The organism is Ornithinimicrobium faecis (genome assembly GCF_023923225.1).
GTDB lineage: Bacteria > Actinomycetota > Actinomycetes > Actinomycetales > Dermatophilaceae > Ornithinicoccus > Ornithinicoccus faecis.
Map to the genome: position 1 here is coordinate 395,383 of NZ_CP099489.1, position 14,056 is coordinate 409,438.

The 14,056-nt window shown below is 68.9% G+C and carries 14 protein-coding genes and 1 tRNA gene; 10 read left to right on the forward strand and 5 right to left on the reverse strand.

Annotated elements, in window-relative coordinates:
• Positions 1 to 5: 5 nt before the first annotated feature.
• The gene (locus tag NF556_RS01795; protein ID WP_252593801.1) at positions 6 to 590 is read right to left on the reverse strand and encodes a hypothetical protein; all 585 of its coding nucleotides are present in this window, start codon (positions 588 to 590) and stop codon (positions 6 to 8) included.
• Positions 591 to 1,016: 426 nt separating this feature from the next.
• Positions 1,017 to 1,090: transfer RNA gene (locus NF556_RS01800), tRNA-Gly, on the reverse strand.
• 111 nt (positions 1,091 to 1,201) lie between these two features.
• Between NF556_RS01800 and dcd the strand changes: the two genes are divergently transcribed.
• From dcd to NF556_RS01835, 7 genes are all read left to right on the forward strand, one after another.
• Positions 1,202 to 1,777, forward strand: coding sequence for a dCTP deaminase (gene dcd / locus NF556_RS01805; protein ID WP_252593802.1), 576 nt, complete (start codon positions 1,202 to 1,204; stop codon positions 1,775 to 1,777).
• Positions 1,777 to 3,453: a cell wall-binding repeat-containing protein gene (locus NF556_RS01810; protein ID WP_252593803.1), complete on the forward strand. Its 1,677-nt coding sequence runs from the start codon at positions 1,777 to 1,779 to the stop codon at positions 3,451 to 3,453. Before dcd ends, NF556_RS01810 begins: the two co-directional genes overlap by 1 nt.
• An 85-nt stretch (positions 3,454 to 3,538) precedes the next feature.
• The gene (locus NF556_RS01815) at positions 3,539 to 4,714 is read left to right on the forward strand and encodes an ABC transporter ATP-binding protein (protein ID WP_252593804.1); all 1,176 of its coding nucleotides are present in this window, start codon (positions 3,539 to 3,541) and stop codon (positions 4,712 to 4,714) included.
• Positions 4,711 to 5,352: an ABC transporter permease gene (locus tag NF556_RS01820; RefSeq protein WP_252593805.1), complete on the forward strand. Its 642-nt coding sequence runs from the start codon at positions 4,711 to 4,713 to the stop codon at positions 5,350 to 5,352. The genes NF556_RS01815 and NF556_RS01820 overlap by 4 nt, the downstream gene beginning before the upstream one ends.
• The gene (locus NF556_RS01825; protein WP_252593806.1) at positions 5,349 to 6,041 is read left to right on the forward strand and encodes an ABC transporter permease; all 693 of its coding nucleotides are present in this window, start codon (positions 5,349 to 5,351) and stop codon (positions 6,039 to 6,041) included. Before NF556_RS01820 ends, NF556_RS01825 begins: the two co-directional genes overlap by 4 nt.
• Positions 6,041 to 6,964: an ABC transporter substrate-binding protein gene (locus tag NF556_RS01830; protein WP_252593807.1), complete on the forward strand. Its 924-nt coding sequence runs from the start codon at positions 6,041 to 6,043 to the stop codon at positions 6,962 to 6,964. The genes NF556_RS01825 and NF556_RS01830 overlap by 1 nt, the downstream gene beginning before the upstream one ends.
• A 74-nt stretch (positions 6,965 to 7,038) precedes the next feature.
• Positions 7,039 to 7,797 carry a dienelactone hydrolase family protein gene (locus tag NF556_RS01835; protein WP_252593808.1) on the forward strand — a complete coding sequence of 253 codons (759 nt, stop codon included), beginning with the start codon at positions 7,039 to 7,041 and terminating at the stop codon, positions 7,795 to 7,797.
• 43 nt (positions 7,798 to 7,840) lie between these two features.
• On the opposite strand, the gene NF556_RS01840 is transcribed toward NF556_RS01835, so the two are convergent.
• Entirely contained in the window at positions 7,841 to 8,542 is a 702-nt protein-coding gene (locus NF556_RS01840; RefSeq protein ID WP_252593809.1) for a hypothetical protein, read from the reverse strand.
• A 149-nt stretch (positions 8,543 to 8,691) separates the two neighbouring features.
• Here NF556_RS01840 and NF556_RS01845 point away from each other — a divergent pair, with 149 nt between their 5' ends.
• A complete protein-coding gene (locus NF556_RS01845; protein WP_252593810.1) occupies positions 8,692 to 9,276 on the forward strand; it encodes a hypothetical protein in 585 nt (194 codons plus the stop codon).
• A gap of 159 nt (positions 9,277 to 9,435) precedes the next feature.
• Here the strand turns inward: NF556_RS01845 and NF556_RS01850 are convergent, their stop codons facing one another.
• On the reverse strand, positions 9,436 to 11,754 hold the full coding sequence (locus tag NF556_RS01850) for a heterodisulfide reductase-related iron-sulfur binding cluster (protein ID WP_252593811.1): 2,319 nt from the start codon (positions 11,752 to 11,754) through the stop codon (positions 9,436 to 9,438).
• A 173-nt stretch (positions 11,755 to 11,927) separates the two neighbouring features.
• On the opposite strand from NF556_RS01850, the gene cysK reads away from it, so the two are divergent.
• Together cysK and epsC are read left to right on the forward strand one after the other, a co-directional pair.
• Positions 11,928 to 12,857, forward strand: coding sequence for a cysteine synthase A (gene cysK / locus NF556_RS01855; protein ID WP_252593812.1), 930 nt, complete (start codon positions 11,928 to 11,930; stop codon positions 12,855 to 12,857).
• Complete coding sequence (gene epsC / locus NF556_RS01860) at positions 12,857 to 13,504, forward strand: serine O-acetyltransferase EpsC (protein WP_252593813.1); 648 nt, start codon at positions 12,857 to 12,859, stop codon at positions 13,502 to 13,504. Before cysK ends, epsC begins: the two co-directional genes overlap by 1 nt.
• A gap of 140 nt (positions 13,505 to 13,644) precedes the next feature.
• On the opposite strand, the gene NF556_RS01865 is transcribed toward epsC, so the two are convergent.
• Positions 13,645 to 13,992: a YtxH domain-containing protein gene (locus NF556_RS01865; RefSeq protein ID WP_252593814.1), complete on the reverse strand. Its 348-nt coding sequence runs from the start codon at positions 13,990 to 13,992 to the stop codon at positions 13,645 to 13,647.
• Positions 13,993 to 14,056 lie beyond the last annotated feature (64 nt).

The following is a 14,056-nucleotide window of genomic DNA, read 5'->3' on the forward strand; positions in this document are numbered from 1 at the left end:
CGGGGTCAGTCGGTGTCGTCGGTGAGGCGTCTCTCGAAGCGAGTGGTGTAGGGCCACCGGGGTCCGCCATCCTCGGCCGGGGTCGGAATCTTGCCGTAGCGCGTGCCAGGAGGAGGCGTGAATCCCTCCGCGCTCCATTTTGGCTTGGGCCCGAAACCGCGATTGCCGATCCGTTCGTGATAGTCCCACCACAGCGGTCCCCACGGGGTCTCTTTGACCTTGCGGTGCGCAGGGAATCGTCCGCCAGCCCGGGTGCGTGCCGCCACGTCAGTCAGGTCCCACCACGGGTCCGGGCCGTCGCTGGAGACCGGCTGGACCACGAGCTCATAGCCGGTGCCCTCCAGAAAGGCGATGGCCGCGTCCAGACGCATGCCGCTGGCGTCGACCTCGACGCGGGCCAGGGTGTCGCGGCTCAGGTCGCGTTCGGCGGCATAGGCCCGTTGGCTCTGTTCGCGCTGCCTGCGGTCGGCACGCAGCGCCAGTCCAACCTGTTCCTGGACCGACGGCGTGGGTGGCGGCTCCGCCGTGCGGGTCCGGCCCGTCCGGCGACCCTGACGCTGCGCTGGGTGAGGTGACGGAACTTTCTCCATGGGCCCACTGTGGCTGGACGCGGCGCGGCGTGGTGGACACGCCTGACAGTTTGTGGCTGACGCAGGAGGTGTCGTCAGCCCTGTGGATGACGGGGGCCGGCACCGCGTCCAGGCAGCCGCGCGGCAGGGCATCCGTGGGGGACGTGACATTGGTGTCGTGACATGCACCAGTCGACCCATTGGTGTGGTGACGTGCACCAGTCGACCCATTGGTGTGGTGGCACGCACCAGCCGACCCATTGGTGTGGTGACGTGCACCAGCCGACCCATTGGTGCGCGCGGGGACACCAATGTCACGTCCCCCACGATCGGGGTGGTCTCGGGCGGAACGTGACCCAGATCGGGACGATTCTCGGGCAGAACGAGGCCCGGAACGGGGCGCAGTGGCGGGGAGAGGGGAGTGACGGCATACCGGGGCTGTTGCGGTGGAGCGGGCGACGAGAATCGAACTCGCGTATTCAGCTTGGGAAGCTGATGTTCTACCATTGAACTACGCCCGCAGGCTGCCTCAGAGGCAGGCTCCGGAGAGTGTAACCGACGCTCTGGGCCGGCACAGAACCCGTCTGGCCCCAGCGCGGAACGAGACTGGCTGAACCAAGTAACCTGTCTGCGTGCTGCTCTCCGACCGCGACATCCTCGCCCAGATCGACGCAGGACGCGTCCGGCTCGACCCGTGGGATCCCACGATGGTCCAGCCCTCCAGCGTCGACGTCCGCATGGACCGCTATTTCCGGCTGTTCGACAACCACAAGTATCCGGTCATCGACCCAGCCCAGGACCAGCCCGAGCTGACCCGCCTCGTGGAGGTCGAGCGCGGCGAGTCGTTCGTGCTGCACCCCGGCGAGTTCGTGCTCGGATCGACCTATGAGGAGATCAGCCTCCCCGACGACGTCGCGGCGCGCGTGGAGGGCAAGTCCTCGCTCGGCCGTCTGGGCCTGCTGACCCACGCCACCGCCGGCTTCGTGGACCCTGGTTTCACCGGGCACGTCACCCTCGAGCTGTCCAACGTGGCGACGCTGCCGATCGTGCTCCACCCGGGCATGAAGATCGGTCAGCTCTGCTTCTTCCAGCTATCCAGCGCCTCCGAGCACCCCTATGGCTCCTCCGCCAAGGGCTCGCACTATCAGGGCCAGCGCGGGCCGACCGCGAGCCGGTCGTTCCAGAACTTCCACCAGGACGAGGTCTGATGCGCACCACAGGAACAGGAACCGCTGCCCGGTCAGAGCGGCGCAGCGCACGACGTATGCCGTCACGCACCGGCGCCGTCCTGCTCGCCGGCGTCCTGGCGCTGGGCCTGGCGGGCCCAGCCCTGGCGGATGCCCCCATGCCGGACGACCGGCAGGAGGAGTCCGCAGACCCGGTGGCGCCGGCGGCCGATCCGGTGCTCACGGTCCCGCTCGACCGCCTCGGCGGCACGAACCGCTATGAGACGTCGGTGGAGATCTCCAGCGCACAGTTCGCGTCCGCCGACACCGTCTATCTCGCGCGCGCCGACGTCTTCGCCGACGCGATCGCGGCCGGGTCCCTGCGCGACGGCCCGGTGCTGCTCGTCCCGCAGTGCAAGGGCATCCCGCACGTTGTCGCCGATGAGATCGAGCGGCTCGACCCGACCGAGGTGGTCGCTCTGGGCGGCCCGGGATCGATCTGCGAGGACACACTGCAGGAGGCAGCCAAGGGTCGGGAGGCCGTGCGACTGGGCGGAGACAACCGGTTCGAGACCGCGGCGTTGATCGCCCAGCGTGCCTTTCCGAACGGCTCGGACACCGTCTATCTGGCAGAGCAGGTGGAGTCGGTCGACGCGGTCGCGGGCGGCACCCTGACCGATGGCCCGATCCTGCTGGTGGCGAACGGGTCGAAGAACGCTCCGTCCGCCACGATCGAGGCGATCCGTGAGCTCGACCCCGACGAGGTCGTCGCGCTCGGCGGCAAGCTGGTCGTCACCACGCCCGCGCTGGCCGACGCTGCCGAGGGCCGCACCACCCTGCGGGTCGCCGGCGAGGACCGCTATGCCACCTCGGCCGCGATCGCCCAGCGTGCCTTCCCCGAGGGCAGCAGCCGCACCTATCTGGCCAACGGCCGCTCAGTTGCGGACTCCGTCGTCGGCGGTGTGCTCACCCGGGGCCCGATCCTGCTGGTCCCGGACAACTGCCGGGTGCCGAGCGAGCCGGTCTGGCGCCGACTCGGGGAACTCCCGCCGGAAAAGGTCGTCGCGCTCGGTGGACAACAGGCCGTGTGCACCGAGCAGCTGCAGACCGGGGGACGCCTCTCGGTCTTCTCGGCGATGGAGTCCGGCGACACCGCTCGCCTCTATGACCTGCTCACCAAGTCGCGTGCCGTCAACCCAGAACGCTATGCACCCAGCGACCTCGTCAGCTGGCGCGGCACGTCCCACCGGCTCCGCCCGGAGACCGCCACGATGCTGCAAGAACTGTTCGACGGCGCCGCCGCTGCCGGTCACCCCAGCCTGTGGGTCAACAGCTCCTACCGCTCCTACAACGAGCAGCAGGTGACCTACGACTACTGGGTGCGCACGGTCGGCAAGAAGCGGGCCGACATGATCTCCGCCAAGCCCGGCCACAGCGAGCACCAACTCGGCCTGGCCGTGGACGTCGCGGGCACCCCGTGCGGCAACCTCTATGACTGCTTCGGGGACACCCCCGAGGGCAAGTGGGTCGCGGCCAACGCCCACCGCTATGGCTTCATCATCCGCTATCCCGAGGGTGGCACCGGCGTCACTGGTTACGACTACGAGCCCTGGCACCTGCGCTATGTCGGCCCACGCGCCGCCTGGATGATGCACGTGCGCGACGAGATCTACTGGGACAAGTACCAGCCCCGGGCTGTCTCCGACGGCACGTTCTGAGCCCAATCTTGCGGTGCTGTTCGGGGGTTCACGGGGGCAGAGCCCTGTGCGGGCGAGTGTCGGCCCGTCCCGTTAGTGTCGGAGCATGATCCGGCTCGAGAGCGTGACCAAGGAGTATGCCGCGGGGCAGCCTGCCGTTGACAACCTCACCCTGGAAGCAGCGTCCGGTGAGATCACGGTGCTGGTCGGCCCTTCGGGGTGCGGCAAGACGACCTCCCTGCGGATGATCAACCGGATGATCGAGCCGACCAGCGGGCGGATCCTCATTGACGGTCAGGACACCGCGCAGGTGTCGGCCGCGAAGCTGCGCCGCGACATCGGCTATGTCATCCAGCACGCCGGGCTGTTCCCGCACCGCACCGTGCTGCACAACGTGATGACAGTGCCGCGACTCAACGGGTGGAGCCGCGCGCGTGCCGAGTCCCGGGCCCGCGAGGTGCTCGAGCTGGTGGGTCTGCCCGGGGACTTCGCGAGGCGCTATCCCGGTCAGCTCTCCGGTGGCCAGCAACAGCGGGTCGGGGTGGCCCGAGCCCTGGCCGCGGACCCGTCGGTGATGTTGATGGACGAGCCCTTCAGTGCCGTCGACCCGATCGCGCGCGAGGGTCTGCAGGACGACATCCTGCGGTTGCAGGGCGAGCTGGGCACCACGATCGTGCTGGTCACCCACGACATCGACGAGGCGATCAAGCTCGGTCACCGGGTGGCGGTGCTGCGCCAGGGCGGGCTGCTCGCGCAGTTCAGCAGTCCCGCCGACCTGCTCGCGCACCCGGTCGACGACTTTGTGGCCGACTTCGTGGGGCGCGACCGGGGTTATCGCGCCCTCAGCTTCCAGCAGGCCGACGTGCCCGTGCACACCGAGGAGCCGGTCCACCTCGGGGATCCGATGCAGCGGCACGGCGATGAGTGGCTGCTCGCCGTCGACGCCGAGGGACGACCCCAGGGCTGGGTGGTCCCGGCCGAGGTGGGCGACGCCCCGATCGGTCTGGAGCACCTGCACCGCGGCGGCACCGTCGCTGCCGTCGACGGGTCACTGCGCTCGCTGCTCGATGCCGCGCTCTCCTCACCGAGCGGCCGTGGTGTCGTCACGCGCGACGGGATACTGGCGGGCACGGTCCGTGCGGAGGAGGTGCTGTCGGTGATCCAGTCGGCACCGCGACCGGACGGCACCAGCATCCAGGGGACTGACGGGGAGTTTGACCCTGCCGGGAGCGATCCGGTCCCGGCCCCCGACGGCACCAGCATCGAGCAGGAGCGCCGGTGAGGGTGCTCGGCACCGACCTGAGCGAGGTCGCCAGCTTTGCCGTGCAGCACGCCTATCTCGCCGGGGTGCCCCTGCTCCTAGGCCTGCTCATCTCCCTGCCGCTGGGCTGGGTGGCGCTGCGCCGACGCTGGCTCTATCCACCGGTGATCGTGGGCACGGGCCTGCTCTACACCATCCCGTCCCTGGCGCTGTTCGTGCTGCTGCCCGGCATCCTCGGCACCCAGATCCTGGACCCGCTCAACGTCATCGTGGCGATGACGCTCTACACCATCGCGCTGCTCACCCGCACCGTCGCCGACGGCCTCGGGTCGGTCCCCGACCACGTCCGGCAGGCGGCGACCGCCATGGGCTATGGACCGCTGCATCGCTTCTTCGCCGTCGAGCTGCCGATGGCGGTCCCCGTCATCTCCGCCGGGCTGCGCGTGGCAGCCGTCAGCAACGTCTCGATGGTCTCGGTGGCCGCGCTGATCGGCGTCTCGCAGTTGGGTCTGCTGTTCACCGACGGGTTCTCCCGCTCAGCCATGGGACCGATCGTGATCGGCGTGCTGGCCTGCGTGCTGCTCGCCCTGCTGTTTGACCTGCTCATCCTGGCGGTCACGCGAGCCCTCACCCCCTGGCGACGGGCGGTGCGGGCATGATCGCCACCATCTGGGACTGGCTGTCCGACGCCGCCAACTGGTCGGGCTCCGGAGGCATCATCGCCCAGGCCCAAGAGCACCTGCGACTGTCCGTCATCGCCCTGCTCGCCGCGGCGCTGATCGCGATCCCGATCGGTCTCTACGTCGGCCACACGGGGCGCGGGCGGGTGGTGCTGGTCAACGCCGTCAGTGCCTTCCGCGCGATCCCCTCCCTCGGCGTGCTGTTCATCGCCGCCCTGCTCCTGCTGCCTCGCCTGCGCGGTGACCTGGCCTTCGAGCTGCCGAGCCTGATCGTCCTGGCGATCCTCGGCATACCCCCGATTTTGTCCGGGGTCTACGCCGGCATCGAGCAGGTCGACCCGGCCGCCCGCGACGCTGCCCGGGGCATGGGGATGACCGGGTGGCAGCAGCTGTGGCGGGTGGAGGTGCCGTGCGCGCTGCCGCTGATCTTCTCCGGTGTGCGCTCCTCGATGATGCAGATCATCGCCACGGCCACGATCGCGGCGGTGGTCGGGCTGGGCGGGCTGGGGCGCTTCCTGATCGACGGGCAGGCCAACCGTGCCTATGACGAGATGGCGGGTGGAGCGGTTCTCGTCGCGCTGCTGGCGCTCGCCGTGGATATTGTGTTGGGGTTGCTGCAACGAGCGGTGGTCTCACCCGGCCTCGCCACCCACGGAAGGTCTCACTGATGATTCGTCGCCACCGCACCACCGTTCTCGTCGCGCTCACAGCCGCGCTGGCCCTGTCGGCGTGTGGTGGCGGGGGAGACCCGTTGGCGGAGGACGAGCCCCAGGGCGGCGGGTCCGACGGCGCATCGGCCGGCGGCGACACGCTGGTCATCGGCTCGGCCAACTTCCCGGAGAACGTGCTGCTGGCGGAGATCTATGCCGCGGCCCTGGGCGATGCCGGGGTCGATGTCGAGACCAACCTCAACATCGGCAACCGTGAGGCCTACATGGCCGGGCTGGAGGACGGCTCGATCGACCTCATCCCCGAATACACCGGCAACCTGGCGCTCTTCCTCAACGAGGACGCCGAGGCCACCGCGAGCGACGAGGTCTATGCCGAGCTGCAGGAGGCGCTGCCGGAGAACCTGACGGTCCTGGACATGGCCGAGGCGGAGGACAAGGACTCCGTGGTGGTGACCGCCGAGACCGCTGAGAAGCTCGGGTTGACCACCATCGCCGACCTCAAGCCGGAGGCTCCGAACCTGGTGCTCGGTGGCCCGCCGGAGTGGCGCGACCGCTTCACCGGTGTGCCGGGCCTGCAGGAGGTCTATGGGCTGGAGTTCTCCGAGTTCAAGCCCCTCGACGCCGGGTCCACACTGACCGTCCAGGCGCTGGTCAACGGGCAGATCGACGCGGGCAACATCTTCAGCACCGACCCGGCGATCGTGGAGAACGACTTCGTCGTCCTCGAGGACAACGAGAGCCTGTTTGCCGCCCAGAACGTCGTGCCGCTGATCTCCACCGACGCGGTGACGCCGGAGATCAAGGAGGCCCTCAACGGCGTGTCCGCGGGCCTGACCACGCAGAACCTCACCGACATGATGGTGCAGGTGCAGGACGGCGACCCGGCTGCGGTGGCGCGGGAGTTCGTCGACGGACTCTGACCGCCGTATGCCGCCCGCTCACCTGGGGCGGGTCAGCTCGTCTGATCGGTCCGGCAGTCTGCTTCACTGACTTGATGGCTGGCGCCGATGAGCAGGGTGAGACCCACGGGCTGCTGCCCGAGCTGGCATTCACGGCCCACTCGGCCGGGGGGCCGGTTCCCGCGCTGGCCTGGTTGCCGACGTGCGACGACGGCGATCCACCTCCTCCGGTGGTTCTCCTGGCTCACGGTGGGAGCGGGCACAAAGGCATCGACAGGCATCGCCGACTGGCCACACGACTGGCCGGCGACCACGGGATCGCTGCACTGGCCATCGATGGTCCGTTCCACGGGGCCCGGGCCGTGCCTGGCGATGGAGGTCTGGCCTACCAGCAGCGCGTGATCGCCCAGGGGCCCCATTCCGTTCACCAGAGCATGGCCCAAGACTGGCATTCGGCGCTGTCAGTCCTGGTTGATGATCGCCTGATCGACAGTGGTCGGATCGGTTTCCTGGGGCTGTCCATGGGCGCTCGCTATGGGCTCGCTGCGTGTGCCCAACTCGGCACCAGGCTGGCCGCCGCGGTGATCGGGAAATTCGGCCTGGCCTCGACCGACGAGGCGATGACGGCGATGGGAGCCACGGATCTGAATCGGTCGAGCGCGGCCGCGATCGTCGCCCCGGTGCTGCAGCATGTGCAATGGGATGACGAGGTTTTCACCCGTGACGGGCAACTGGAGCTCTTCGAGCACTTCGCCTCGCCGGAGAAGGTCCTGCGCGCTCGCGCCGGCCTTCACCACCAAACCCGCGATGACGACGAGGACGCGTGGGTGCACCATCTCGTCTCGCACCTCTGACCGCAGACCGTGGCAACTTCTGCACAGCCGCGCACGGAGGAAGTCAGTCGGTGCGGGCGTACTCCTGTGAACCCTCGACGAAGACGATCCAGCCAGTTTCCTTGGCCGCGTCGAACTCCCAGATCCTCCGAGCGGGCTGACCGTCCCACTCGCACGGGTTGGTCTCGGTGCTGTTGACGCAGGGCTGGCCCAGGCCGTACTCGCCCTGATCGCGGGTGATCTCGTCGGCTGGCAGGGTGGCCCAGCCGGTGACGGTCAGGCGCACGTCTGAGTCGTCTGCGCAGTCCAGGCGATAGGACGGCAGATAGTCCGGGCGGTAGGGGCCCTCGAAGTTCTGCGTCTCGGTGCCCTTGAGCTTGTCCCAATAGTCAGTCAACGTCGCCTCGGCATCGGAGTCGGCGCACTCGGGGAAGGTGTCGGTCACGGCGTCCGCGACTGGCCGGAAGTCCTCGCCGGTCAGTCGGTAGGCCCGGTACACCTCCATCGTGCAGCGCACGTCATAGGGGTCGTCGATCTTCCAGTTGTGCTGACCGGTCTCGCAGGAGTCGCGGGTGGCGGAGGCGAGCTCCTCGCCGGTCTGCGCCAGCGGTGCCAGCTCTGCCTCGATCGCCTGCTGGGCTGTGGCCGCCGCGTCCCGGTGCTCGCCCTGCACCTCCTGGGCGGTGGGGCCGTCGCCACAGCCGGCGAGTCCCACCGCGAGCAGCAGCGACGTTAGCGCGGCGGTCACCGAAGGCACGGTCTTCATCGCCATAGTGTGCCCACACCTCCCCCCTGAAGTCCGAACGTCGGCAGTGCAGGTCATTCTCTGGACCGATGCGAGCCGGCCTTGAGGTGGCGCGAGATCACTCTCGCGGATGACGCCGACGACACCCGTGGCGTGGTCGGATATCGCCCATGACTTCTCCCAGCCTCCCGCCGCAGTCGGCGCAGAGCCAGCCCCAGCCCCATGTCCAGCCCCAGCCCTACGCCCAGTCTCAGCCCCACGCCCAACCGCACCCGACCCCGGGTCAGCCCCCGCACAACCCGGCCTTTCAGGGGCAACCGGGCCCCTCGGCATACCCCGATCGTGGCGTGGGTGATCGTGGTGTGGGTGCCCGCAGGATCGCCGGTTGGGCGACGCTGGCCGGCGCCGTGCTGGTGGCGATCGGCTCGTTCCTGCCGTGGGCCAACGTCGTGCTCGCCGGACCGGTCTATGGCACCGATGGCGACGGTGTCATCACGCTTGGTGTCGCCGTGCCAGTGGCCATCCTGGGCCTGATCGCTGGGCTCGGCAAGGGGCGGGTCTGGATGTTTGCGGCCACGCTGTTCCTGGGCCTGATCGCGACCGCCGTTGGTGCATATGACCTGTCCAACATCTCCAGCTTTGTCTCCGGTGAGAGCATGGCCGACCTTGGGCCGGGCCTGCCGGTGATCGTTGTCGGCGGGCTCGTCGTGCTCGGCGCCGCTGTCTACGGCATGGTGAAGGGCCGCCGCGGCTGAGTCGAGCCGGTGCCCCTTGCGGGGGACGTGACATTGGTGTCGCCACGTGCCCACCCGACCCATTGGTGTGCTGAGGCGCACCAGTCGACCCACTGGTGTGCTGAGGCGCACCAGTCGACCCACTGGTGCGTGTCAGCACACCAATGTCACGTCCCCCGATCAGGCGGTCGGTGCGGGCTCCGGGTCGGGCGTCGGCGCCGGGGTCTCTTCGGCCTCGGTGCCATCCTGCCCGCGGCGGACCGCGGCCAGCAGCATCTGCGCGACGTCGACGACCTCGACCTCCTCGCGGGCCCCCTCGGACTGCTTCTGGGTGAGCCCGTCGGAGATCATGACCCGGCAGAACGGGCAGCCGATCGCGATGCGGTCGGCGCCGGTGGCCAGGGCCTCCTCGGTGCGGTTGACGTTGATGCGTGAGCCGAGTTTCTCCTCCATCCACATGCGGGCACCACCAGCGCCACAGCAGAACGACTTTTCCTTCGAGCGCGGCATCTCGCGCATCTCCACCCCCGGCAGGGCGCCCAGCAGCTCGCGCGGCGGGGCATAGACACCGTTGTGGCGGCCCAGATAGCACGGGTCGTGATAGGTCACGCTCTCCGCCGTCGAGGCCACCCCCGAGGTGTCGGCTTGGTCGGGCTTGGCGACCGGGGTCAGCTTCTTCTCGCGCACCAGGCGGTTGAGCAGCTGGGTGTGGTGGACGACCTCATACTTGCCGCCGAGCTCGGGGTATTCGTTCTTGATGGTGTTGAAGCAGTGCGCGCAGGTCACCACGATCTTGGTGGCGTTGACCTCGTTGAGCACCTCGACGTTCTGCTGCGCGAGCATCTGGAAGAGGAACTCGTTGCCGGCCCGTCGTGCCGGGTCACCGGTGCAGGTCTCACCGTCGCCCAGGACCGCGAACGAGACGCCTGCGGTGTTGAGCAGCTCGGCCACCGCGCGGGTGGTCTTCTTGGCGCGGTCCTCATAGGCACCGGCGCAACCGACCCAGAACAGATAGTCGACCTCGTCGAGGTCCTCGACATCGGCCCCGGCCATCTTGACCTCGAAGGGCAGGTCCTTGGCCCAGTCCATCCGGGCGCGGGCCGACATGCCCCACGGGTTCTGCTTGTTCTCCAGGTTCTTGAACAACCCGCCCAGCTCGGAGGGGAAGGCCGACTCGATCAGCGTCTGATAGCGGCGCAGGTCCACGATCGTGTCGACGTGCTCGATGTCCACGGGGCACTGCTCGACGCAGGCACCACAGGTGGTGCAGCTCCACAGCACATCGGGGTCAATGACCGCGCCGCCGGAGGGGATGGTGGGGTCGCCCTCGGTCTTGCCGACCAGCTCGCGCTGGGCCTCCAGGACCGCCGACAGTGGGATGTTGTGGCGTGCGGCCGCCTCTGCTGCCACGGAGCCGTCACCGGCGGCCTCGCGGGCCTCCTCGCTGGCCAGCAGCCAGGGCGCCTTGGCGTGGTGGTGGTCGCGCAGGTTGATCATCAGCATCTTGGGCGAGAGTGGCTTCTCGGTGTTCCAGGCCGGGCACTGCTCCTGGCAGCGACCGCACTCGGTGCAGGTGGAGAAGTCGAGCAGGCCCTTCCAGGTGAAGTCCTCGACCTTGCCGACGCCGAGCGCGGCGTCCTCGTCGAGCTCCTCGATGTTTTCGAAGTCCAGCACCTCACCGTTGACGCGGATCGGCTGCAGCTCGGCCAGCGAGGTGCGGCCCTCGGCGTGGCGCTTGAACCAGATGTTGAAGAAGGCCAGGAAGCGGTGCCAGGCCACACCCATGGTGGGCGTCACCGCGATGGTGACCATCCACCCCATGGAGATCAGGATCTTGACCATCGCCACCAGGACGATCGTGGTCTCCAAGGTGCCCGTCGACATACCGTCAAAGAAGCCGCCCACCCAGGCCGTGGTGGGGAAGTGGGCCAGGTCGGCCCAGTCGGCACCGGTCGCCTTGCCGAGCGCGAACTCCAGACCGCGGAGCAGCACGATGCAGATGCCGACGCCGAGGATGACGAACTCCACGACATACGCCTGCCAGAAGGTCGACCCCCAGAACCGGCTCTTGCGGTCCAGGGTCCTCGGGTGCTTGCGCTGGCGGACGATGATCAGCGCCACGATGCCGACCAGGGTGCCCCAGCCGAACAGCTCGGCCAACCAGGTGTAGGGCGGCCAGTGCCCGATCAGCGGCAGCGCGAACTCGGGGTTGAACAGCTGGCCGTAGGCCGTCGCGAGGGTGGTGGTGAGCAGGATGAACCCGAGCATCACGAACCAGTGCGCGGCAGCCACCAGGGGCTTGCGGGCCATCCGGGTGTGACCGAGGAACTCCCGGAGCAGCGTCACTGTGCGGGCCAGTGGGTCGTTGGTGCGACCGCTCGCGGGCTGGCCGAGCCGGAACTTGGCGACGAAGCCGGCGATGGTGCGCACGAACAGGGCGACCGCGACGAGCGTGACGCCCAGTCCGACGACGATGGCGAGGATCTGCACCGGTGACATGGGTGGATTCTAGAGGGGCCTTCGATCGCGTGGGCGGTGAGGTGTGTCTCACCGCACATCCCCGCCCTCCCACGAGCGGCCGGAAGGGAATAACGTGGCCTTTGCACACTTATAACCTTTGAAGACCTGTCCGGGGGAGAACCTCGGGCGCACCCGAGCGAAAGGCGACCCCCGTGTCCGTCAAGAACGACATCACCGAGGCCATCGGCAACACCCCGCTGGTCCGACTGAACCGGCTCACTGAGGGCTTGAACGCCACCGTGCTGGTCAAGCTGGAGTCGGGCAACCCGGCCAACTCCGTCAAGGACCGCATCGGCGCCGCGATCATCGATGCAGCCGTCAAGGCAGGCGAGCTCAAGCCCGGTGGCACCATCGTCGAGGGCACCTCGGGCAACACGGGGATCGCGCTGGCCATGGTCGGTGCCGCCCGCGGTTTCAAGGTGGTGCTGGCCATGCCGGACACGATGAGCAAGGAGCGCCGTGCGCTGCTGCGCGCCTATGGCGCTGAGCTCGTGCTGACCCCGGGCGCGGACGGCATGAAGGGCGCGGTCGCCAAGGCCGAGGAGATCGCCGAGGAGCGCGGGGGTGTGCGCGCCCGCCAGTTCGCCAACCAGGCCAACGTCGCCATCCACCAGGCCACCACGGGCCCGGAGCTCTGGGCCGACACCGAGGGCAACATCGACATCTTCGTCTCCGGCATCGGCACCGGCGGCACGCTGACCGGTGCGGGACGCTATCTGCGGGAGCAGAAGTCCGACGTCACCATCGTCGCGGTCGAGCCGGTCGACAGCCCGATCCTCAACGGCGGCCAGCCCGGCCCGCACAAGATCCAGGGCCTGGGCGCCAACTTCGTCCCCGAGATCCTGGACACCGAGCTCTACAACGAGGTGATCGACGCCTCCCTCGAGGACTCTGTGAGGGTCTCTCGCGAGCTGGCCACCCAGGAGGGCATCCTGGCGGGCATCTCCTCCGGCGCTGCCGTGTGGGCGGCGCTGGAGCTGGCCAAGCGCGAGGAGAACGCGGGCAAGACCATCGTGGCGATCGTGCCGGACTTCGGCGAGCGCTATCTGTCCACGGTGCTCTTCGAGGGGCTGACTGACTGATGGCGCTCGACCTGATGGCGCCCGGCACTCTGCGGGGCCGCGCTGGCACCGTCTGGTCCCGGGTGAGCCAGCAGGTCGGGGCCGCTGCCGGACTGGTCCGTGAGGACCTCGACGCGGCCATCGACCGCGACCCGGCCACGGACAGCAGGCTCGAGATGGCGCTCGCGTCGCCGGGGCTGCACGCCGTGTGGGCACACCGCGTCTCGCACGCGCTGTGGACCCGTGGCGCGCGGCTGCCCGCCCGGTTGCTGTCGCAGGCCTCGCGAGCTGCGACCGGCATCGAGATCCACCCCGGGGCCCAGATCGGGCGGCGCCTGTTCATCGACCACGGCATGGGCGTCGTGATCGGGGAGACCTCAGAGGTGGGCGACGACGTGATGATGTATCACGCGGTCACCCTCGGAGGACGGGCCAACGCCAAGGTCAAGCGGCACCCGACCGTCGAGTCCGGGGCCGTGCTGGGCGCTGGTGCGCGAGTGCTCGGGCCGGTCGTGATCGGCTCAGGCGCGCAGGTCGGTGCCAACGCCGTGGTCGTCAAGGACGTGCCCTCGGGGGCGACGGCCGTGGGCGTGCCCGCGACCAACCGGGTGCCGAAGGCCCAGCAGGACGCGGACGCGATGTTCGCCGACCCCGCGCTCTGGATCTGACCAATTTTGATAGAGGTCTCGCACGGTCCACCCGCAATTTCGTAGTGGTCTCGTACGGCAGCGGACGTGCCGCCCAGATGTTGGGCGGCACGTCCGCTGCTGTGTCAGTGGTGGTTGTCGCTGCGTCGCGCGACGGCGACTCAGGGCAGCTTGTCGCCGCCAGGGCCGAACGAGGAGTCATCGATTGAGGGCGTGCCGGTGCTGGAGTCCCAGCTGCCGGTCTCGTTCTCGTAGTCGCCCTTGAGGTCGGTCGTCTCGTGACCGGTGACCTTCGCCTTGGCCTGCCCGGCGATCTCCTTGGCGGAGCCAGCCACCGCGGACGCCGCCTTCGGCGCCTGGGCCTTGACGTCCTCGACCGTCTCCTGGACCTTCGGGTTGCCCCAGACCTTGCTGGCCTGCTGGCTGATCTGCTCGTAGCGCTCGCGGCCGGCCTTCGCGCCCAGGATGTAACCGACGCACGCGCCGACGATGAACAACAGTTTCCGCATGAGGTGCTCCCTTCCAGTGGGGTCGTGTCTCGCCCCCGACACTAACGAGATCGGCTGTGCCGCA